Origin of the sequence: Corynebacterium lemuris (genome assembly GCF_024919295.1) — a bacterium.
GTDB lineage: Bacteria > Actinomycetota > Actinomycetes > Mycobacteriales > Mycobacteriaceae > Corynebacterium > Corynebacterium lemuris.
Window position 1 is genome coordinate 227,269 of sequence record NZ_JANWTC010000001.1, and the last position, 19,350, is coordinate 246,618.

General features: G+C 67.6%; 18 protein-coding genes, 1 tRNA gene and 1 other RNA gene. 12 read left to right on the forward strand and 8 right to left on the reverse strand.

Going from position 1 to position 19,350, the window contains the following annotated elements; genetic code table 11:
• Nucleotides 1-88: 88 nt before the first annotated feature.
• Complete coding sequence (locus NYP18_RS01135) at nucleotides 89-2,551, forward strand: MMPL family transporter (RefSeq protein ID WP_259426295.1); 2,463 nt, start codon at nucleotides 89-91, stop codon at nucleotides 2,549-2,551.
• The gene (gene tgt / locus NYP18_RS01140) at nucleotides 2,548-3,798 is read left to right on the forward strand and encodes a tRNA guanosine(34) transglycosylase Tgt (protein ID WP_259426296.1); all 1,251 of its coding nucleotides are present in this window, start codon (nucleotides 2,548-2,550) and stop codon (nucleotides 3,796-3,798) included. Before NYP18_RS01135 ends, tgt begins: the two co-directional genes overlap by 4 nt.
• Nucleotides 3,799-3,918: 120 nt before the next feature.
• Here tgt and NYP18_RS01145 read toward each other — a convergent pair whose 3' ends face one another.
• Nucleotides 3,919-4,617, reverse strand: a complete 699-nt coding sequence (locus NYP18_RS01145; protein WP_259426297.1) for a queuosine precursor transporter — start codon at nucleotides 4,615-4,617, stop codon at nucleotides 3,919-3,921.
• Nucleotides 4,618-4,658: 41 nt separating this feature from the next.
• On the opposite strand from NYP18_RS01145, the gene gluQRS reads away from it, so the two are divergent.
• The gene (gluQRS, locus tag NYP18_RS01150) at nucleotides 4,659-5,564 is read left to right on the forward strand and encodes a tRNA glutamyl-Q(34) synthetase GluQRS (protein WP_259426298.1); all 906 of its coding nucleotides are present in this window, start codon (nucleotides 4,659-4,661) and stop codon (nucleotides 5,562-5,564) included.
• A gap of 50 nt (nucleotides 5,565-5,614) precedes the next feature.
• On the forward strand, nucleotides 5,615-6,040 hold the full coding sequence (locus tag NYP18_RS01155) for a PAS domain-containing protein (RefSeq protein WP_259426299.1): 426 nt from the start codon (nucleotides 5,615-5,617) through the stop codon (nucleotides 6,038-6,040).
• 141 nt (nucleotides 6,041-6,181) lie between these two features.
• Here the strand turns inward: NYP18_RS01155 and NYP18_RS01160 are convergent.
• Nucleotides 6,182-6,270: transfer RNA gene (locus NYP18_RS01160), tRNA-Ser, on the reverse strand.
• Nucleotides 6,271-6,439: 169 nt separating this feature from the next.
• Here NYP18_RS01160 and ffs point away from each other — a divergent pair.
• The 7 genes from ffs to recR all read left to right on the forward strand — a co-directional run bounded on the left by ffs (nucleotide 6,440) and on the right by recR (nucleotide 12,933).
• Nucleotides 6,440-6,538: signal recognition particle sRNA small type (ffs, locus tag NYP18_RS01165), an RNA gene on the forward strand.
• Between the two features lie 55 nt (nucleotides 6,539-6,593).
• Nucleotides 6,594-7,865 carry an aspartate aminotransferase type Ic gene (locus NYP18_RS01170; protein ID WP_259426300.1) on the forward strand — a complete coding sequence of 424 codons (1,272 nt, stop codon included), beginning with the start codon at nucleotides 6,594-6,596 and terminating at the stop codon, nucleotides 7,863-7,865.
• Nucleotides 7,865-8,398, forward strand: a complete 534-nt coding sequence (locus NYP18_RS01175) for a suppressor of fused domain protein (RefSeq protein ID WP_259426301.1) — start codon at nucleotides 7,865-7,867, stop codon at nucleotides 8,396-8,398. Before NYP18_RS01170 ends, NYP18_RS01175 begins: the two co-directional genes overlap by 1 nt.
• Nucleotides 8,399-8,428: 30 nt before the next feature.
• Complete coding sequence (locus NYP18_RS01180) at nucleotides 8,429-10,729, forward strand: DNA polymerase III subunit gamma and tau (protein ID WP_259426302.1); 2,301 nt, start codon at nucleotides 8,429-8,431, stop codon at nucleotides 10,727-10,729.
• Between the two features lie 46 nt (nucleotides 10,730-10,775).
• On the forward strand, nucleotides 10,776-11,102 hold the full coding sequence (locus NYP18_RS01185) for a YbaB/EbfC family nucleoid-associated protein (RefSeq protein ID WP_259426303.1): 327 nt from the start codon (nucleotides 10,776-10,778) through the stop codon (nucleotides 11,100-11,102).
• A 53-nt stretch (nucleotides 11,103-11,155) separates the two neighbouring features.
• Complete coding sequence (locus NYP18_RS01190; protein WP_259426304.1) at nucleotides 11,156-12,172, forward strand: ATP-grasp domain-containing protein; 1,017 nt, start codon at nucleotides 11,156-11,158, stop codon at nucleotides 12,170-12,172.
• A 104-nt stretch (nucleotides 12,173-12,276) separates the two neighbouring features.
• Entirely contained in the window at nucleotides 12,277-12,933 is a 657-nt protein-coding gene (recR, locus tag NYP18_RS01195; RefSeq protein ID WP_259426305.1) for a recombination mediator RecR, read from the forward strand.
• A 102-nt stretch (nucleotides 12,934-13,035) separates the two neighbouring features.
• Here recR and NYP18_RS01200 read toward each other — a convergent pair whose 3' ends face one another.
• The 4 genes from NYP18_RS01200 to NYP18_RS01215 form a co-directional block, all read right to left on the reverse strand.
• Complete coding sequence (locus tag NYP18_RS01200) at nucleotides 13,036-14,022, reverse strand: cation efflux transmembrane domain-containing protein (protein ID WP_439648034.1); 987 nt, start codon at nucleotides 14,020-14,022, stop codon at nucleotides 13,036-13,038.
• On the reverse strand, nucleotides 14,019-14,498 hold the full coding sequence (locus NYP18_RS01205) for a transporter substrate-binding domain-containing protein (RefSeq protein ID WP_259426306.1): 480 nt from the start codon (nucleotides 14,496-14,498) through the stop codon (nucleotides 14,019-14,021). The genes NYP18_RS01200 and NYP18_RS01205 overlap by 4 nt, the downstream gene beginning before the upstream one ends.
• Nucleotides 14,499-14,573: 75 nt before the next feature.
• Nucleotides 14,574-15,332 carry a type 1 glutamine amidotransferase gene (locus tag NYP18_RS01210; RefSeq protein ID WP_259426307.1) on the reverse strand — a complete coding sequence of 253 codons (759 nt, stop codon included), beginning with the start codon at nucleotides 15,330-15,332 and terminating at the stop codon, nucleotides 14,574-14,576.
• Nucleotides 15,325-16,605, reverse strand: coding sequence for a Mur ligase family protein (locus tag NYP18_RS01215; protein WP_259426308.1), 1,281 nt, complete (start codon nucleotides 16,603-16,605; stop codon nucleotides 15,325-15,327). Before NYP18_RS01215 ends, NYP18_RS01210 begins: the two co-directional genes overlap by 8 nt.
• Before the next feature lie 168 nt (nucleotides 16,606-16,773).
• Between NYP18_RS01215 and NYP18_RS01220 the strand changes: the two genes are divergently transcribed.
• Nucleotides 16,774-17,055 (forward strand): hypothetical protein, encoded by a 282-nt coding sequence (locus NYP18_RS01220; protein ID WP_259426309.1) that lies wholly within the window; start codon nucleotides 16,774-16,776, stop codon nucleotides 17,053-17,055.
• 20 nt (nucleotides 17,056-17,075) lie between these two features.
• Here NYP18_RS01220 and NYP18_RS01225 read toward each other — a convergent pair whose 3' ends face one another.
• On the reverse strand, nucleotides 17,076-17,660 hold the full coding sequence (locus NYP18_RS01225; protein WP_259426310.1) for a 4'-phosphopantetheinyl transferase family protein: 585 nt from the start codon (nucleotides 17,658-17,660) through the stop codon (nucleotides 17,076-17,078).
• On the reverse strand, nucleotides 17,657-18,712 hold the full coding sequence (locus tag NYP18_RS01230) for an exonuclease domain-containing protein (protein ID WP_259426311.1): 1,056 nt from the start codon (nucleotides 18,710-18,712) through the stop codon (nucleotides 17,657-17,659). The genes NYP18_RS01225 and NYP18_RS01230 overlap by 4 nt, the downstream gene beginning before the upstream one ends.
• Nucleotides 18,713-19,350 lie beyond the last annotated feature (638 nt).

Consider the following 19,350-nt stretch of genomic DNA (forward strand, 5'->3'; position numbering starts at 1 on the left):
TGCGCACCGGGGCCCTCCTGTATCTGCGGAGACCGTGGGTAGACTGGCCCTGTTTGATTGTCGACGGTATTGAGGAAGCCCCTACCTCGTGGCTAAATTTCTGTTCAAGCTGGGACGTTGGTCCTTTCACCACAAGTGGATCGTCATCGTCCTGTGGCTGGTGACCCTGGCTGGTGTGGCCGGCGCCGCCGTGACCTTCCAGAAACCCTTCACCAATGATTTCCCCATGGGCAACACCCCCTCCATTGACGCGACCTACTCCCTGGTGGAGAAATTCCCGGGGGAGGGCAACCCCGTCAGCGCGGCCGGCGTGAACGTCGTCTTCGCCGCACCCGAGGGGCAGACCCTGGCGGAACCGCAGAACTCTGCCGCCATCGACAGGGTCGTCGACCACATCGAAGCCAACCTGCCTGATCTGACGGGCACGGAGCGGTTCGGTAACCCGGTGGAGGTTTCCCCGGCCCTGCAGGACAGCGTCATCACCATGATGACGGACCAGGGGCTGCCGGAGGAGACCGCCCGCGCCGACGCGGAGAACCTGGCGATGCTCTCGGACGACGGGCGCATCGGCTACACCACCTTCACCATCGACGTCCCCTCCTCGATGGATGTCACCGACGAGCACCGGCGTGTGGTCAACGAGGCGATGGACCTGGGCCGTGAGGCGGGCGTCCAGGTCGAGGCCGGCGGCGCCGGTTTCGGTGACCCCATCACGATCAAGACGAGCAGTGAGATCGTCGGCCTGATCATCGCCTTCATCGTGCTCATCTTCACCTTCGGCTCCCTGGTGGCCGCCGGCCTGCCGGTGCTCACCGCCGTGGTCGGTGTGGGCATCGGGGTACTGACCATCGTCATTGCCACGGCCTTCACCGACCTCAACAACATCACCCCGGTTCTGGCGGTGATGATCGGCCTGGCCGTCGGCATCGACTACGCCCTGTTCATCCTCTCCCGGTACAGATCCGAACGGGAACGGATGCCCGCCGACGAGGCCGCCGGCATGGCGGTGGGCACCGCCGGTTCCGCGGTGGTCTTCGCCGGCGCCACCGTCATCGTCGCCCTGGCGGCACTGGCGATCGTCAACATCGAGTTCCTCACGGCCATGGGCCTGTCGGCCGCCTTCACCGTGTTCGTCGCGGTGCTCGTCGCACTGACCTTCATCCCCGCCCTGCTGGGTGTGCTCCGCGACCGCACCTTCGCCGGGCGGGTACCCGGCGTGGCCGGGAACCGACGCAGGCGCGAGATCCGCGCGAACCGCCCCCGCCGCCAGAAGCCCACCATGGGCAACCGCTGGATCAACTTCGTGCGCAAGGCCCCGGGGCTGGTCATGGCCGTCGTGGTGCTGTCCCTGGGGGCGATGTCCTACCCGGTGCTCAACATGGAGCTGTCGCTGCCCTCGGACTCCACCTCCAACCTCGACACCACCCAGCGTAAATCCGCTGACCTCATGGCCGAGGGCTTCGGCGCGGGGGTCAACGCCCCCTTCCTGGTCATCGTCGACGCCGACGAGGTCAACGTCGACGCCCCCGCCCTGCAGCCGCTGATCTTGGCGCAGGGGGACGTCGATAAGCAGGAGGCAGCGGTGACCGCCTCCTTCCTGCACACCGTCGGCCAGCTCAAGAACGTCGGCGGGGTGAAGCACGCCCAGCTGATCTCCATGAACCCGGACACCAGCGCCGCCCAGATCCTGGTCACCCCGCTGACGGGGCCCGATGACCAGTACACCGCCCAGGTCTCCCACGCGCTGCGCGAACAGGGGATGCAGGTCACCGACGCCACCGGCGTGGAGATCGGCCTGACCGGGCTGACGGCCGTGCAGATGGACATCACCGAACGGCTTTCCGGGGCGATGCCGACCTACCTGGCCATCGTCGTCGGCCTGGCTATCTTCCTGCTGCTCGGGGTGTTCCGCTCCGTGATGGTGCCGCTCGTCGCCGGCCTGGGCTTCCTGCTCTCGGTGGGCGCGGCCTTCGGCCTGACGGTCCTGGTCTGGCAGGAGGGCCTCTGGGACCTGGTGAACACCCCCGCCCCGCTGATCTCCTTCATGCCGATCTTCCTCATCGGCGTCACCTTCGGCCTGGCCATGGACTACCAGGTTTTCCTGGTCACCCGCATCCGCGAGCACTACATCAGCCTGCGGGTGCAGGAACGGGAGAACCCCGACCCGGACACCCCGCGGGCCGTCTCGCGTCTGAACGCGGTCGACCAGTCCACCGTCGTCGGTTTCACCCGCGGTGCCCGCGTGGTCACCGCCGCCGCACTGATCATGATCGCCGTGTTCATCGCCTTCATTGACCAGCCCCTGCCCTTCATCCAGATCTTCGGCTTCGCCCTGGGCGTGGGCGTGCTCTTCGACGCCTTCTTCATCCGCATGGCGCTGGTGCCCGCCACCATGTTCCTCATGGGCAACGCCACCTGGTGGATCCCCCGCTGGCTCAACCGCCTCATCCCGCACATGGACATCGAGGGCACCGCCCTGGAGAAGGAATGGGAGGCCCGGCACGCCGCCGAGAAGGAGCACCGGAAGAAGATGGATACAGTTAGCTCATGACAGACCTCTCCTTCACCCTCGGCACCGAACTGGAATCCGGCCCCGGCCGGCACGGCCGCACGGGTACGATCCACACCCCCCACGGTGACATCCGGACCCCCGCGTTCATCCCGGTGGCCACCAAGGCAACGGTGAAGACACTGACCCCGGAGCAGATCCGGCAGACCGGCGCCCAGGCGATCCTGTCCAATGCCTACCACCTCTACCTGCAGCCCGGCGCCGACATCGTCGACGAGGCCGGGGGAGTGGGGCGTTTCGAGAACTGGTCCGGGCCCACCTACACCGACTCCGGTGGCTTCCAGGTGATGAGCCAGGGCTCCGGCTGGCAGAAGACCATCTCCATGGACGTCGCCGAGGCCAACGCCAAGGGGCATCTGCCGGCGAAGAAGAACATGGCCAAGGTCGACGAGGACGGGGTGAACTTCACCAGCTTCATCGACGGCTCCCGCCACCGCTTCACCCCCGAGGTCAGCATGCAGATCCAGCACCAGCTGGGCGCCGACATCCTCTTCGCCTTCGACGAACTGACCACCCTCATGGACAACCGCTCCTACCAGGAGGAGTCCGTCGAGCGCACCCACCGCTGGGCGGCCCGCTGCCTCGACGAGCATGACCGGCTCACCCATGAGCGGGCAGATAAGCCGCTGCAGTCGCTGTGGGGCGTGGTGCAGGGCGCGAACTACGAGGACCTGCGCCGCCAGGCCACCCGCGGACTGGTCGCGCTTTCCGACACCGCCGTGGAGCAGGGCCGCCGCGGTTTCGGCGGCTTCGGCATCGGAGGTGCCCTGGAGAAGGAGAACCTGGGCACCATCGTCGGCTGGGTCTGCGACGAACTGCCGAAGGACAAGCCCCGCCACCTGCTGGGCATCTCCGAACCGGATGACATGTTCACCGCCATTGAGGCGGGCGCGGACACCTTCGACTGCGTGGCACCGACCCGCCTGGCCCGCCGCGGCGGCGTCTACACCCTCGACGGGCGCATGAACCTTGAGGGGGCGCGGTTCAAGCGGGATTTCCGGGGCATCGACGAGGAATTCGGCGGCTACGTCTCCGAGAACTACTCGCGCGCCTACCTCCGCCACCTGTTCAAGGCGAACGAGTTCCTCGGCATGACGTTGTGCACCATCCACAACCTCAGCTTCATGATCACGCTGGTGGACAACATCCGCGACTCCATCGACGGCGGCTACTTCGAGGAGTACCGCGCCGAGTTCATGGGCCGCTACTACGCGGGGCAGCAGAAATAGGGGTTCCGGCCCGGTTTCCGGCGGGGAGTGGTGCGCAACATCTGACGGCTGTGTGACGGACGTGCGCGCAACATCCCTGCTCAATGGCTCTCGCTTGACGCGTCAAGGTAAGATATTGCGCTACGCGCCCGGCACCTGGTCGTAGCCCTCACGGCGTTTGACCCAGCCGATGACCGCGTAGGTCACCGGCAGCAGCAGCACCTCGATGAGCGTCTTCCACAGGAAACCGACGATGACGAAGTTCAGCAGGTCCGCGCCCGTCGCGATGCCGATCACCGGCGCGGCGATGATGCAGAACAGCAGGGTGTCGCCGAACTCGCCGACCACCGTTGAACCGATCAGGCGGGCCCACAGGGATTTCTCTCCGGTGCGCCGTTTGATGGCCACCAGCACCCAGGAGTTGAGCAGCTGGCCGACCATGTAGCCGGTCAGGGAGGCGACGACGATCTGGGGTACCAGGCCCAGGACGTGGGCGAACTCCTCCTGCGAGCCGTAGAAATCGGCCGCCGGCAGCCAGATGGCCACGTAGAAGGACAGCACCGCCAGGATGGTCACGGCGAAGCCGGTGAAGATGGCGCGCCGGGCAGCCTTGAAGCCGTAGCATTCGGCCAGCACGTCGCCGAGGACGTAGGCGATGGGGAAGAGGAAGAAGGCACCGTCGGTGATCAACGGGCCGATGGACACGCCCTTGGTGGCCAGGATATTGGAGATGAGGAAGACCGCGACGAAAACGGCGACGATGACGGGGTAGTAACTGGGCTGGAGGGGGATGAAACGGTCGTTCATCCCCTGCCCAGGTGCAGGTTCATTGGAAGTCATGACTGGAATATTCGCACAACTTCCGCAGTAGTCTGTAAGTCATGACTGCGCACGCCGGACGTTATGCCCCTTCCCCCAGCGGTGACCTGCACTTCGGTAATCTCCGGACGGGTCTCATCGCCTGGCTCTTCGCCCGCCAGTCGGGACGGAAGTTCTTGCTGCGGGTGGAGGATGTGGACAGCCAGCGCTCCACGATCGACTCCGCCCACCGCCAGATCGACGATCTGCTCACCCTCGGCCTCACCTTCGACGGGGACATTCTCTACCAGTCGGACCGTTCCGCCGCCTACCAGCGCGCCCTCGACCGGCTCAGGGCCCACGGCCGGGTCTACGAGTGCTACTGCTCGCGCAAGGACGTCCAGAACGCGCCCCGCGCCGCGCACCACGTGCCCGGCAGTTACCCGGGAACCTGCCGCGAGCTTGACGACGCCGAGCGGGAGCGGCGTCGAGAAGAGCTCGCCGCCCAGGGCCGCAAACCTGCGCTGCGCCTGCGTGCGGACGTGGACACCTTCACCATCCAGGACCGCTACCACGGTGAGTACACCACCGAGATCGATGATTTCGTGTTGCGCCGTGGCGGCCAGGACACGGACTGGGCCTACAACCTCGCGGTCGTCGTCGACGATGGCTTCCAGGGCATCGACCAGGTCGTGCGTGGGGAGGACCTCCTGCCCAGCACCCCACGCCAGGCCTATCTGGGCAGCCTGCTGGGCATCCCCGCCCCCGAATACGTTCACGTTCCGCTCGTGGTCAACCAGGCCGGGCAGCGGCTGGCCAAACGCGACGGGGCCGTGACGCTGCGGGAGATGCTGCTGGAGGAGCCGGTGCACCACGTCATCGGCAAGCTCGCCGAATCCCTGGGCTACCCGGACGTGTTCACCCTGCATAAGCTGCTCCAGGTCTTCAACCCCGACGACCTGCCGCGCGAACCGTTGGTGTGGCGCTGAGGCCTCAGGTATGTTCGGGAAAAATCGGACATTTTATGAGGTGGGTCACCATGGAGCAGGATCAGACAGCCGCACGGATCGTCGCCGACACACAGGATGCGGTCATCTACGCCGACCGCAGCGGCACCGTGCAGATGTGGAACAAGGGTGCAGAGCGGATCTTCGGCTGGCGGGAGGCCGAGGCCATCGGTGAGAACCTGGACATGATCATCCCCGAGAAGCACCGCCGGGCCCACCGGCGTGGCTGGAGCCGCGTCATGGACACCGGCCTGACCCGTTATGGCGCCGACCCCCTCGCCGTGCCCGGGCTGCGCAAGGACGGCAGCATCGTCTCCCTGGAGTTCTCCATCACCCTGCTCAAGGACGCGGGCGGGGCCATCGAGGGCGTGGCTGCCATCCTGCGGGACGTGACCAAGCGCTGGAACCGCGAGCGCGCGCTGCACAAGCGGGTCGAGGAGCTGGAGGCGGCGCAGTAGGAGTTCTGTGATTTATCTGGTCAACTCCGGGCCGGAAATTTTGATTCCGGCCCGGAGTTGACCAGATAAAGCTTCGGCACCCTGAAACCGGATCCGGGGATGCAGAGAACCCCCGGTGAAAAATCACCGGGGGTTCTGCTCTGGCGGAGGATAAGGGATTTGAACCCTTGAGGGTATTGCTACCCGCACGCGTTCCAGGCGTGTGACATAGGCCGCTAGTCGAATCCTCCTGAGCACTGCAGCAACAGCTGCTGTGTTCTCGTAAGACAGTACACAACATCGGTGGAAAAACACAAATCACAGGTCAGGGCGCCGAAGTGGGGGTTTGCTGTCAGGTCCTGCAGCGTTGGAGACGGTGGGGGAGTTGGCTCCGGCGGCGGGCGATGCGCTACAGTTGTGCGCAGGATCCCGTGCGGCGTCCATCTTGTGAACTCCCCCAGGGCAGGAATGCAGCAAGGGTCAACGAGCTCTGACGGGTGCGCGGGATCCCCTTATTTTCTCAATGCGTCTAACATTGTGGCCGTACATCCCCGATGGAAGGCAGGCCCTCAACATGACGCTCCTCGACTTCGATTCTGACCGCCTGGCACAGTTCGCGGCGCAGGTCCGCGCCGATTACGAAGAACTCAAGGGGAGGAACCTCAAGCTTGACCTGACCCGGGGCAAACCCTCCTCTGAACAGCTCGATTTCGGGGAGGCCCTCCTGGCCCTGCCGGGGGAGGACGACCACCTCGATGCGGATGGTCAGGATGTCCGCAACTACGGCAACCTCAAGGGCATCCGGGACATCCGGGAGCTGTGGGCGGAGCTGCTGGGTGTGGACCCGGAGAGTGTCTTCGCGGGGGACTCCTCCTCCCTGAACATCATGTTCGACCTGGTCACCTGGGCCTACATGTTCGGCACCAACGATTCGCAGCGGCCGTGGCAGGACGAGGAGAAGGTCCGCTGGATCTGCCCCGTCCCGGGTTATGACCGCCACTTCACCATCACGGAGCACCTCGGCTTCGAGATGGTGACCGTGCCCATGCTCGAGGACGGCCCGGATGTGGAGGCCATCAAGGAGCTCGTGCAGGATCCGCAGGTCAAGGGCATGTGGGCGGTGCCGGTATTCGGTAACCCCACCGGCATCACCTTCTCGGAGGAGGTCTGCCGGGAGCTGGCCGCCATGGAGACTGCCGCCCCGGATTTCCGCATCATCTGGGACAACGCCTATGCGGTGCACACCCTGACCGATGAGTTCCCGCCCATCTACGACGTCGTCTCCTTCGCGGAGGAGGCCGGCAACCCGAACCGTTTCTGGGCGATGACCTCGACCTCGAAGATCACGCATGCGGGCTCCGGTGTGAGCTTCTTCCACTCCTCGAAGGCGAACCTGGACTGGTACCTGCAGACCGCCGGTGTCCGCGGTATCGGCCCGAACAAGGTCAACCAGCTGGCCCACGCCCGCTACTTCGGTGACGCGGAGGGGGTGCGCGCCGTGATGCGCAAGCACGCCGGTTCGCTGGCCCCGAAGTTCGCCCGGGTGCTGGAGATCATGCAGAGCCGTCTCGGTGAGTACGAGGTGGCCCGCTGGACGGAGCCGGCAGGCGGCTACTTCATCTCCCTCGACGTCATCGACGGCACGGCCTCCCGGGTCGTTGAGCTGGCCAAGGAGGCCGGCATCGCGCTGACGGGCGCGGGTTCCTCCTTCCCACTCAAGGATGACCCCAATGACCGCAACATCCGCCTGGCACCGTCGCTGCCGCCGGTGGAGGAACTTGAGGTGGCGATGGACGGGGTGGCCACCTGCGTGCTGCTCGCGGCCGTCGAGAAGCTCGGGGCGTAGTGCAGCGGGAGGAGACCACCTTCTGGCTGGGCCAGCTCATCCCCGCGGAGCTTGATTTCGGGGAGGATGCGGCGGTCGCCGACCTGGATGACGGCCAGCGGGTGGCGGTGACGGTGGGTTTCGCGGACGTCGACACCGGCCTGGTGGCCGTCGAGGGCGGCGCGGATGTCCGTTCCGAACTGATCACCGTGGCGCGTGCGGAACGTGGGCAGCTCACCGCCGTGCTGCGGGCCGCGGCCACCCTGCTTGCCGACGCGAACGGTCTCCTCCCCGCCCAGCCCGGCACCATGATCCCCCACCTCGCCGAGAAGGCGGGTCTGCAGGGTCTTTCCGTCGCGCACGGCCTGTTCGTCCCGCCCTACCTCTGGGGCGGGGAGACCCCGCGTGTCACCGAGGAGGACCGTTTGACGGTGCTCCTGCAGCTGGTCATGCTCACCGACGCGGAGTACGCCTACGCGATGGAGGAGGGTCCCGGCGGGCTGCAGCAGGCGCTGGGTGAGGCGGGAATCGACCTGCTCGACTGGGCTCGGTGACCCGCAGCGGCGCCGGGTAGGCTGTTGCGCGTGGCTCTCTACCGGAAGTACCGTCCCGCCTCCTTCGCCGAAGTCGTCGGACAGGAGCAGGTGACCCGTCCCCTGTCGGTGGCCCTGGACTCGGGCCGTATCAACCACGCGTACCTCTTCTCCGGTCCGCGCGGCTGCGGTAAGACGTCCTCGGCCCGCATCCTGGCCCGTTCGCTCAACTGCGTGCAGGGGCCGACCTCCACCCCCTGCGGGGTGTGCCCCTCGTGTGTGTCCCTGGCCCCCGGCGGACCCGGCAACCTGGACGTCACCGAACTGGACGCCGCCTCGCACCGCGGCGTCGAGGACATGCGTGATCTGCGCGATTCCGCCATCTTCGCCCCTGCCGAATCCCGCTACCGCGTCTTCATCATCGATGAGGCGCACATGATCACCCGCGAGGGTTTCAACGCGCTGCTCAAGATCGTGGAGGAGCCGCCGGAGCACCTCATCTTCATCTTCGCCACGACGGAGCCGGAGAAGGTGATCGGAACCATCCGTTCACGCACCCACCACTATCCGTTCCGCCTGCTCACCCCGCAGGCGATGCGCGGTCTGCTGGAACGCACCGTCGAGGCCGAGGGCGTGCACGTCGACGATTCCGTCTATCCGCTGGTCATCCGCGCCGGCGGCGGCTCCCCCCGTGATTCGCTGTCCATCCTGGACCAGCTCATCGCCGGCACCGGGCCCGAGGGCCTGACCTACGAGATCGCCCTGCCGCTGCTCGGGGTCACCGACCTCTCACTTATCGACGCCGCCGTCGACGCCCTCGCCGCCGGCGATCGCGCCGCGATGTTCACCACCGTCGACGACGTCATCGAGGCCGGCCACGACCCCCGCCGCTTCGTCGAGGACCTGCTCGAACGCCTCCGCGACCTCATGGTCCTGCAGGCCGTGCCCGAGGCCTTCGACCTCGGGCTTGTCGACGCCCCCACCGACCGCGCCGAGATCCTCCGTCAGCAGGCCGCCGCCTTCACCGCCGCACAGCTGGCGCACCTGGCCGCCACCACCAATGACCGCATCGCCGACATGCGCGGTGCGACCTCCCCGCGCCTGCTGCTGGAGATCCTCTGCGCCCACCTGCTTCTCCCACCCGCCCCGGTCCAGGCCGCCGGGGGAGTGGCTTCCGCGGCAGTTGCCACCGCCTCCCCGACGGCGGCACCGGCCGCCACACCCGCCCCCGCGGACGGGAAGGTCTTTGAACGGCCCTCGGTCCGCCGGGCCCGGGAGGCCGCCGAGAAAGCCGCACAGCAGCAGACCACCAAGGAACCGGCCACCCCGAAGGCGCCGGAGCCGACTCCCGAGCCGAAGCCTGTTCCCACGCCCCCGCCGGCCCCGGCGACCCCGAAGCAGCCGGAACCCGGGCCGGCCCCGGCACCTGCGGCACCTGCCGCCTCCGTCGACCCCGTCGAGATGATCCGTTCCCGCTGGTCGGAGATCCGCCAGCTGGTATCGGGCCGCAACAAGATCGCCGGCATCATGCTCGCCGAGGCACGTGTCCTCGGACTGCGCGAGGACACGCTCACCCTCGGCCACAACACCGGGGCCCTGGCGGAACGCCTCAACGCGGAGATGAACAACAGGGACATCGCGGCGGTCGTCTCCGAGGAGGCGGGCCGCAGCCTGAAGGTCCACTGCGTGATCGGCACCGATCCGGCGGCCGCCGGTTTCGCTGCTCCGCAGCCCAGGCAGGAGGTGTGGAACCCGCAGCAGCCCGCGACTCCGCCCGCGACTCCGCCTGCAAAGCCGGCACCGGTAGCCACGTCGGAACCCACCCCGCCGCCTGCACCCGTGTCCGAGCCGGCACCCACTCCGACGTGGGGTCAGCCACGCCCGATCGGCGGCCAGGCCACCCCCACCCCGGCCCCGACGCCGCCGCAGGCTCCCGCACCCGCGGCGGCACCTGAACCGGCACCGGCCCCCACCTGGGGTCAGCCGCGCGCCCTCGGAGGAGAACCGGCACCGGCACCTGCGCCGACTCCGCCCCCTGTGCCTGAACCGGCCCGGGAAGAACCACAACCGCAGCCCCGTCCCTGGGAGGCGGTCGCGGAACGGGCGGCCAGTCCCTCCTTCGGGGACGGCATTCCCTTGCCGCCCGAGCCCGATGACGAGGACATCGAACCGGCCCCGCCGGTGGAATCTGCACCTGAGCCTGCCCCGCAGGCCCCGCCCGTGTCCTCCCGTCGGGAAGAGGAGGAGATGATGGTCGAGGCGGCGCAGGAGCCGGGCACCTTCGACCGTCGAGACGCGACGACGATCGCCGTCGAACTGCTGGAGCAGGAACTCGGCGCGCGCCGGCTGTGAGCCGGTAGACTTGCGCGCGATCACTCCACTCAACGAAAGGCCCGTCATGACCCAGCCGGATATGTCCCAGATCCTCGCCCAGGCGCAGGAGATGCAGGCCAAACTGCAGCAGGCCCAGCAGGAGATCCTCGCCACCGAGGTGACCGGTACCGCCGGCAACAACCTCGTCACTGTCACCATGACCGGCGGCGGCGAGGTCACCAACGTGACCATTGACCCGCAGGTGGTGGACCCGGAGGACGTCGATACGCTCCAGGATCTGGTCATGGGTGCCTTCCAGGACGCCCACGCCAAGGCCGGCGACCTCGCCGCCCAGAAGATGGGACCGCTGTCCGGCGGCGGCGGCGACCCCTTCGGTGGAATGCTCGGCTGAGGCTGATCAGATTCGGGTAACGTGGCCCTCAGGAATCCCTGAAGAGGTGCGCCATGCTGAGTCGACTCGACGACCCGTTCTTCACTGCCCCGGAGGGGCCGGACCGCCCACTCGTGGTCTTCCTCGGTGACGACATCGATGATGAGGACCACGACATCCTCTTCCCCGCCCTGCGGGAGCGGGGGCGGGCGGTCATCCGTGTCCACCCCGATGAGCTGGTTATCCGCCTGGACCCGGAGCGCACGACATTCTCGGTGCAGGGTCATCCCCTCGAACCTGATCTGGTCGTCGGCTGGGTGCTCGATGACCTGCTGATACCGGGCATGGCCCAGCTCGACGTGTTCGTACGCGCGGGTGTGCCCGTGATTAACGACGCCCTGACGCTCTTCCGGGCGCAGAACAAACTGACCGACAGCTCCATGCTCGCCGCCGCCGGCAGCCTGTACTACCCGGTGATCTCCGGCAAGGACATCCCCGAGCTACGCCGCTGGATCGAGGAGATCGACGGCCCCGTCGTGCTCAAACCCCTCGTCGGTTACGGCGGGCGCGGCCTGCAGCGGATCATGGACATGCCGGATGATGAGGCCATCATCTGGGCGATGGAGCAGCACAACGAGGCTTATTATGCGATGCCGTGGATCGATAATCCTGGCCGTGACATCCGCGTCTACACCGTCAACCACCGGGCCGTCTTCGCGATGTACCGCTACGCCCACGAGGGGAAGTGGATCACCAACGTGCGGGCCGGTGGCCTGATAGCCATGTGTCCACTCACCGACGACCTGGTCGAGCTGGCGGAACGCGCCTCGCGCGGCGCCGGGACACTCATCGGTGGGATCGACATCGCCGAGAACCGGGAAACCGGCGGGTTGGTCGTCTACGAGGTCAACTCCTGTCCCACCTGCGAGCCGCCCGCGCTGGACGCCGTCGCCGACTTCCTCGCCGCTGCCGCCCTCGACCTGGATGAAGCGCGGGAGGTGTGGCACCCCCGCCACGTCTACACCGAATACGATCCCTCGCCCGAGCTCTTCCACCCCAGCAAGCACGACCAGCTCAAACCAGCCGACTGAGGGGTGGATCGGGGGCCCGGCGACCGCAGCCACTATCCTGGACCGGATGACGCGGCCGCTCCAGGCCGCGTGGGAACCTGAACTGAAAGGGGTCGGAAGGCGACGTGTTTGAAGGACCGCTCCAGGACCTGATCGATGAGCTCTCCCGCCTGCCCGGGGTAGGCCCCAAGAGTGCCCAGCGCATCGCCTTCCACCTCCTCGGCGTCGAACCGGATGACATCAACCGCCTCACCGCGGCCCTGGAGGCCGTGCGCGACGGTGTGACCTTCTGCCGCATCTGCTGCAACATCTCCCGCGAGGAGGTCTGCCGTATCTGCGCTGACTCCGGCCGCGACCGCGGCATGATCTGCGTGGTCGAGGAACCGAAGGACATCCAGGTCATCGAGCGCACCGGTGAGTACAACGGCCGCTACCACGTGCTCGGTGGGGCGCTTGACCCCCTGGCGAACGTCGGCCCGAAGGACCTGTACATCTCCGAGCTGCTGCAGCGCATCGGCGGCGTGCTGCCGGACCGGGAGCTGGCCGATTCCACCCCGGATGTCCCGCGCCACGACTCGACCCCCGACATCCACGAGGTCATCATCGCCACCGACCCGAACACCGAGGGGGAGGCGACGGCCGCCTACCTCGCCCGGCTGCTCAAGGACTTCCCGGGTCTGACGGTCTCGCGTCTGGCCTCAGGCATGCCGCTGGGCGGCGATCTGGAGTTCGTCGATGAGCTCACCCTCTCCCGCGCCCTGAGCGGCCGGTTGAAGATCTAGCCGCGCCGGCTCCCGGCACGGAAAATGCTCCACAGAACCGGAGCCCCTGGAAAGGTGCCGGGGCAGTTCTGTGGAGCGTTTTCCGCAGGCCCAGGACAGGGCTCAGTTATCCACCAGCTGCTGCGGCAGCTCCGGCACCGGGACGACGACGACGTCGTAGAGCTTCCAGTGCACCTGGCGGATCTGATCCCGCAGCCCCTCGAGTTGCTTGACGGTCGGGGCCTGCCCGTCGCGGAGGACGACGAAGACCTCGACGTGGAAGATCCGGCCCTGGTCACGCCCGCGTGCCGCGGCGTCCTGCACCCAGACGGCGGCGCGGGCGGTGTCGGCGGCCTCCTCGATGAGCGGGTGGAGATCGGAGTCGTCGAAACGCATGGGGTAGGTGTCGGTGAGGTCCTCGATGGCGGCCTTCAGGTTGGTCATACCGTCGTAGATGATGGAGCCGGACACGAGGATGGCCACCGCCCCGTCCATCCACCACAGGCCGACGCCGATGCCCAGGACACCGATGATGGTGGCGAAGGCGGTCATCCAGTCCGCCTTCTGCATGTCCGCGTCCGCCCGCAGCACCTTGTCGTGGAGAGGTTCCGCCAGCTTCAGTTTCATCCGGCCGAGGATGACCGGGATGATGCCGGTGATCAGCATGGCACCGACCATGAGCCAACCGGCCCAGATGTCGTATCCGAAGAGCACGGTGATCCCGATGGGGGGTTTTTCCTGGCTGATCAGACCCATCGCCGAGTTGAAGAGCAGCAGCCCGCCCATCAGGAGCAGGGCTGTCGCGGAGACCAGGTGACCGACGCCGATGGCGCGGTGATAGCCGTAGGGGTGCTTCCGGTTGGCCGCGCGGCGGGTGAAACGGGTGGCGATGAGGAAGGCGATCGGCGGCAGGAACCCCAGCATGTCCTCCACCCAGGCCGCACGCATCGCCTGGGACTGCCCGGCGACCAGGCCGACGATGGTGACGGCGAAGACCATGTAGATGATGGTGATCCACTCGAGGCGGATCGCCTTCTTCAGGATCTTCTGCATGTCCTCCGGCAGGGGATCATTGACCGGGTTCTGCCGGGTGTCCACGGCGCGGCTCACTGGATCTCCCCGTGCTCGCGGGCGAGATGACGTTCCAGGGCGACGAGCAGCTCATTCTCGCCCAGCCGCACACCCATGACCATGTCCTCGCCTTCCACTGTGGTGTACGGCCGGGTCAGGACCATGTGGGAGGCCCAGGGGGCGGTGGTGGTCAGACCGCCGGCGATGACGTCGACCTCACCGTCCTTGATCCTCTCCGCCAGGACTGATTCCGGGCCCGGCCGCCATTCGATCTCGGCGTTGATGGATCGGGCGAAGCTGTTGAGCAGCTCCGCCTCGCTGCCGGTGACTGCACCGGTGTCACCGTCGATATTGACCCAGGGCGGGTGTTCGGAGACCCCGACGACGAGGGTGCCGTCCCGGGCACGGTCCATGGTGCCGTCGACGTCCGCCGGCATGCCGGACACGATGCCGCATGCGCTGAGCAGCGGCCCTGCCGAGAGCAGCAGCCCCGCGAGGCGCATGGTGGGTTTCATCTGACCTCCAGATCTACATGAAGTTCACTGAATATGAAGCCAGTCTAACGACGTTCCTCCGCGGCGGGGCCGCAGCTATTTCAACCGCTCCAGGCGCAGACGGTCGACGACGGCGATCTCCAGCGGTTCCAGGTCCACCAGGGCCATCCCGAGGGCCCGGGCCAGCAGCAGGTCCGCCAGCTGGGGGTTGCGTGCCAGGACGGGACCGTGCATGTAGGTGGCGATGACGCTGCCCTGGACGGCACCCTCCGCGAAGCGCTGGCGGGTGCCGTCGGCGACGTCGTCGGCCGCGGCGGCGACATCGCAGTTGCCGGTACCGCGGGTGACCCGGCCCAGGGGCTCGGCACGTGAGCCCAGCAGGGTGGCGCCGAGGTGGTTCTCGAAGCCGGTGAGCGGTTCAGTCAGCTCGGCGGTGATGCCCGCCTTCGTCGGGGTGGCGGCGACCTCCCCGATGGCGCGCTGCTGGAGGCCCACGGTGGTGGCGTCGATGAGGCCGAGGCCGTCGATGACTTTCCTTCCGGCGCGGAAGGATTCGCCGAGGATCTGCAGGCCCGCGCAGACACCCAGGATGGGGCGGCCCGCCCAGGCGGCGCGGGTGAGCCCGCCGTCGGCGATGAGGTGCTCGGCCGCCAGCGTCTGGGCGGAGTCCTCGCCCCCGCCGAGACAGTAGACGCTGAGGTCGTCCGGGACGGGCTCGCCGAGCCTGACCTGCAGGATCTCGGCGTCGATACCGCGCATGCGGGCACGCTGGCGCAGCACAAGCGCGTTGCCGTCGTCGCCGTAGGTGCCCAGGACGTCGGGCAGGACGAGTCCGATGGTCAGGCGGTCAGCCACGGTGCTCCAGCTCCTTGTTCAGTGCCTTCTTCAGGTCGCGGAAGGCGGTGTAGTTGGCCAGGACCTCGACGCGTCCCGGCGGGCAGGCCAACACCGCCTCGAGGGGATCGGGGAGCAGGTCATGCCCGATGTCGGCGTAGGTCAGACGTACCGCGAGATCGGTGCCGCGCTCACCGGCGGCCTTGACCTCCAGGCCCTCGAAGTCCTCGAAACGCACGTCCCACAGCCAGGAGAGGTCCTCACCGTCGGCGACCTGGCCGTTGACGGCGATGACCAGGCCGTCCGCGGAGCGGTCGACCATGGACAGGGCCTCCTGCCAGCCGGCGGGGTTCTTCGCCAGCAGCAGGTGGATGTCCCGGTCGCCGAAACGGATGGTGGAGTAGCGGCCGGCGACGTTGTCCACACCCTCGGTGGCGGCGACGGCGTCGGCAAGCGGGACCTGGAAGCCCTCGACGGCGGCTGCGATCGCCTGGGTGGCGTTGCCGCGGTTGGCGCGGCCCGGCAGCCGGAGCTTCATGTCGGATTCGCCGTGGGGGGAGACCAGCCCGTGGTCCGTGACGGTCCACGTGGGGGTGGGGCGGCGGAAGGTGCGGCCGTCGGCAAGCGGTTTGACGGACCACCAGTCCTCGCCCTCGCGGACGACGTGGCCGCCGGTGCGCGGGCAGGAGACCGAATCGCCGGTCCAGCCGGCGCCGGCGGCGACCCACACGACGTTGGGGGCGTCGAAGGCGACGGAGGTCATGAGCACGTCATCGCAGTTGGCGATGATCAGCGCGTCCGGGTGGTTGTTGACCGCGCCGCGCAGGGCGCGTTCGATCTTGTTGATCTCCCCGACGCGGTCAAGCTGGTCGCGGGTGAGGTTGAGCAGCACCATCACCTGCGGGTTGAGGCGGTCGGCGACGGCCGGGACGTGCAGCTCATCGACCTCAAGGACGAGGTGGCTGGCGTCCTTCCCGGCGAGCAGGGCGGAGATGATGCCGGCGTCCATGTTGTCGCCGCCGTCGTTGGTGGCGACGGGGTACTTCCTCCGCATCGCGGCGGCGAGCATCCGGGTGGTGGTGGATTTGCCGTTGGTGCCCGTGACCAGCACGGCGGGGCGGCCGCGGCCGAGCCTGTCCATGATGGTCGGGTCGATGGCGTTGGCCACCAGCCCGCCGATCATGCCGCCGGCGCCCCGGCCGGTGAGGCGGGAGGCGGTGGTGGCGAGCCGGGCTGCGGTGGTGGCCGCCGTCGAACGCAGGCGGCGCAGGACACCGGTAGTTCTGGAACTCATGCTCTCAGACTAGTACCAAGTGGCCGGTCCGCGACTGACCGGCGGTGCCCGGGTGTTTGCATTGGAGAAGCCTGGAAAATGGTCGTGATCTGCTGGAACAGGGGAACAGGACGTGGAAGGTGGATGGCGGGGTTCAGCTGAAGATCACAGGACTCAGGAGGTCCCCGGGTGTCGCCCCACCCGGGACGTGGAACGGCCCTGGCGGTGGCCGGAGCGATGACGCTGACGCTCTACCTGGCCCACCTGGCCTTCCTGCACTTCTACCCCTTCGAGGACCGCCCGTGGACCGCCCTGCTCATCCAGGTGGCCGCGGTGCTGGTCATCCCCGTGTTGTGGCGCCTGATCTTCCGGCGGGGACCGCTGGAATGGGTGGTCGCCGCCATCAGCCGGCTCGCGGTGGCCCCGGTCAAGGTCCGGGAGACCGCGGACCGGGGCCGCCACCGCAGCTGAGCCTGGGCTGAACGGGCGGATCAGTCCCGCCAGGCCACCGCGAGCTCGGCGCCCAGGGCAGGTGGCAGAGCCAGCTGGCGCACCTGCCAGCCACGGGGCGCACGGGGCCGGCGGCGGGTGCCCACCTCATCGAGACCCGGGCCCCGTCGCAGACCCACACCCATGGCCTTGAGGGTGGCCTCCTTGCGGGTCCATGCGGCGGTCACCTCGGAGGCGGGTCGGCCGCGCAGCCGCCGCTGATCCGCCGGGTGCAGGAGGCTGAGCAGCAGCTCCGCCTGCTCCGGGGACTGCTGCTTCTCCACGTCCGCTCCCACCGGGCGGTCCGCCAGCGCCACCGCGATCAGCTCCGCTGTCCGCGCCAGTGAGGTCTCCGGCGCCGGTGCCGGTCGCCGGGCCAGCAGGAGCCGCAGCAGGACATGGGAGAGCCGCCGGACAGCAGAGGAGTCCCCCTGCTCGGCGCGGTCCTGCCCGGCAGAGCTCAGCAGATGACCATGGGAGTCCAGCAGCGGGCGGTACTGCGCGACGGGAAAAAGGTGGACCTCCACGTCCGCGGGCACACCCCGGGGGACCCGGATGCGGGCGGCAGCCAGGTCCGGCAGATTCATGCCCGCCGGGAGTGGCTCTTCGCGCCCATCTTGGCCACGGCGGCGAGGAATTCGGCGTCGGTGAGCAACGGGATGCCCTTGCGTGCCGCATGCATGGCCTTGCCCCGCAGGTCGGCGGTCTCATTGCACACCACCAGGCTGGTGGTGCGCGTGAGCTTCTCCGAGTAGACCAGCTGTGCCTTCAGGGCCGCCTCGATGAGGATGTCCGGATCGGTCTCCACCTCGGGGGCGATGACCACCTCCATGCCGCGCTTCAGGTTCCCGCCCGCGATATGCGTCCCCGGGTTCGGATGGGGCCGGGGTGCCTCCACCGCATCCACCCGCACGTGGGAGCGCTGCAGACCGAAACGATCCGCCCGCAGTTCAGCCGGCGTGGTGCTGCAGAGCTCACCGTTGTCGCGGATGGCGAAGAAGACGTCGATGAGGATGTCGTTGAGCTCACGTGTCGTCTCATGTTCCGGCAGGAGTGCACGTTCCACGGTGGCGACGGGGGACTCCGCATCCACCTTCAGGACCAGCGCCAGCGCCGCCAGACGGGTGTCCTCCAGCGTGATCCGCTGCCGGCGCGCGGTCGCGAGCGTATCGACGATCGCGGTCGGCTTCGGCACGTGTCCCACCCGCTGGCGACGACGTCGGCCCCGGCCCCGACCCCGACCGCGGGAACGGTTGGAACGGGCGGCGGCGTTCATGGCGCGCCGGGCCTCGGAGACGAGGAAACCCCACACGCGGGGGGCGTTGTGGACGATGAGGGTGCGGTCGTCGATAAGCCGGTCGAGCGTGCGGAGCACCTGCGAGAAGCGCTGCCCCTCCGCGACCTGTTCATGGGTGAGCCCGTGGTAATGGCGGGGGCCGGGGTCGCTGCCCGGGTTGAGTACGGCATGGAACTCTTCGCCGATCTCACCGTCTTCGTTGAAGGTGAGGACGTCCACTGCGACCAGTCGCGCGGTCGACGGGTGGATCCCCGTCGACTGGGTGGTCACTGTGACATAAGGGAATTCAGTGACTTCAGCGGCACGGGCGTCCTGCTCGGTGTCACCGTTTGTCATTGTCATTATTCAGAGTCTAATCTCCGCACACCGGTACGCGGGCCGGCAGGTCGCTGAGGCGGGGGTACCCCAGATATCCAGAGGGTGTCGGGCAGGGTGCCGGGGATCAACTATCGGTCAGGGCCGGTGGTAGGGGGGTGGTTTCCGCCTGCCGGGGAGGGCCTTCATTACGAGAACGGTGGGCTGGTGGGGCGGCTGCCCAGTAATTCCGGCGGGAAAGCTCGGGGTGATCGGCGGGGGCGGCCCCTGGCCCGGGGAGTGCCGGCACCGAGGGCGCGGGAAGGGATGACGCCGTGGTCTAGCTGTTCATATGTGCGCACATGCATGTGATTTGGCTGTGTGTAGCCAAGAAGTTAAATAAATATGTTCTTATGTTTCTGCCGCAAATAAGTATCTCCTTAGTTTTTTATTCTACGGCGACCCAATTTCGAGACTCGCTTTTCTTGGTGAGTTCTGCATCCATGCAGGTAGGGGCACTTACCGCAGCGGTGCAGGGAGTGGTACCCCCGCTTTAGGGGAGCTGGAGAGGTGGCCTTTTCACAGCTGTTTATGGGGCAATTCTGCGGTGATGGTTAGGGGTGTGGCGGGTTGGCGCAGTTCAGTACATGTTTGCAAACGTTTGAGTGATCCATGTTCACTTCTGT

Excerpts from the sequence above, each read along its gene's own strand:
- NYP18_RS01215 (WP_259426308.1), bottom strand. The coding sequence starts at position 16,605 with ATGAGTTCCAGAACTACCGGTGTCCTGCGCCGCCTGCGTTCGACGGCG.
- NYP18_RS01170 (WP_259426300.1), top strand. The coding sequence starts at position 6,594 with ATGACGCTCCTCGACTTCGATTCTGACCGCCTGGCACAGTTCGCGGCG.
- tgt (WP_259426296.1), top strand. The coding sequence starts at position 2,548 with ATGACAGACCTCTCCTTCACCCTCGGCACCGAACTGGAATCCGGCCCC.
- NYP18_RS01205 (WP_259426306.1), bottom strand. The coding sequence starts at position 14,498 with ATGAAACCCACCATGCGCCTCGCGGGGCTGCTGCTCTCGGCAGGGCCG.
- NYP18_RS01230 (WP_259426311.1), bottom strand. The coding sequence starts at position 18,712 with ATGACAATGACAAACGGTGACACCGAGCAGGACGCCCGTGCCGCTGAA.
- NYP18_RS01190 (WP_259426304.1), top strand. The coding sequence starts at position 11,156 with ATGCTGAGTCGACTCGACGACCCGTTCTTCACTGCCCCGGAGGGGCCG.
- gluQRS (WP_259426298.1), top strand. The coding sequence starts at position 4,659 with ATGACTGCGCACGCCGGACGTTATGCCCCTTCCCCCAGCGGTGACCTG.
- NYP18_RS01145 (WP_259426297.1), bottom strand. The coding sequence starts at position 4,617 with ATGACTTCCAATGAACCTGCACCTGGGCAGGGGATGAACGACCGTTTC.
- NYP18_RS01155 (WP_259426299.1), top strand. The coding sequence starts at position 5,615 with ATGGAGCAGGATCAGACAGCCGCACGGATCGTCGCCGACACACAGGAT.
- NYP18_RS01185 (WP_259426303.1), top strand. The coding sequence starts at position 10,776 with ATGACCCAGCCGGATATGTCCCAGATCCTCGCCCAGGCGCAGGAGATG.
- NYP18_RS01225 (WP_259426310.1), bottom strand. The coding sequence starts at position 17,660 with ATGAATCTGCCGGACCTGGCTGCCGCCCGCATCCGGGTCCCCCGGGGT.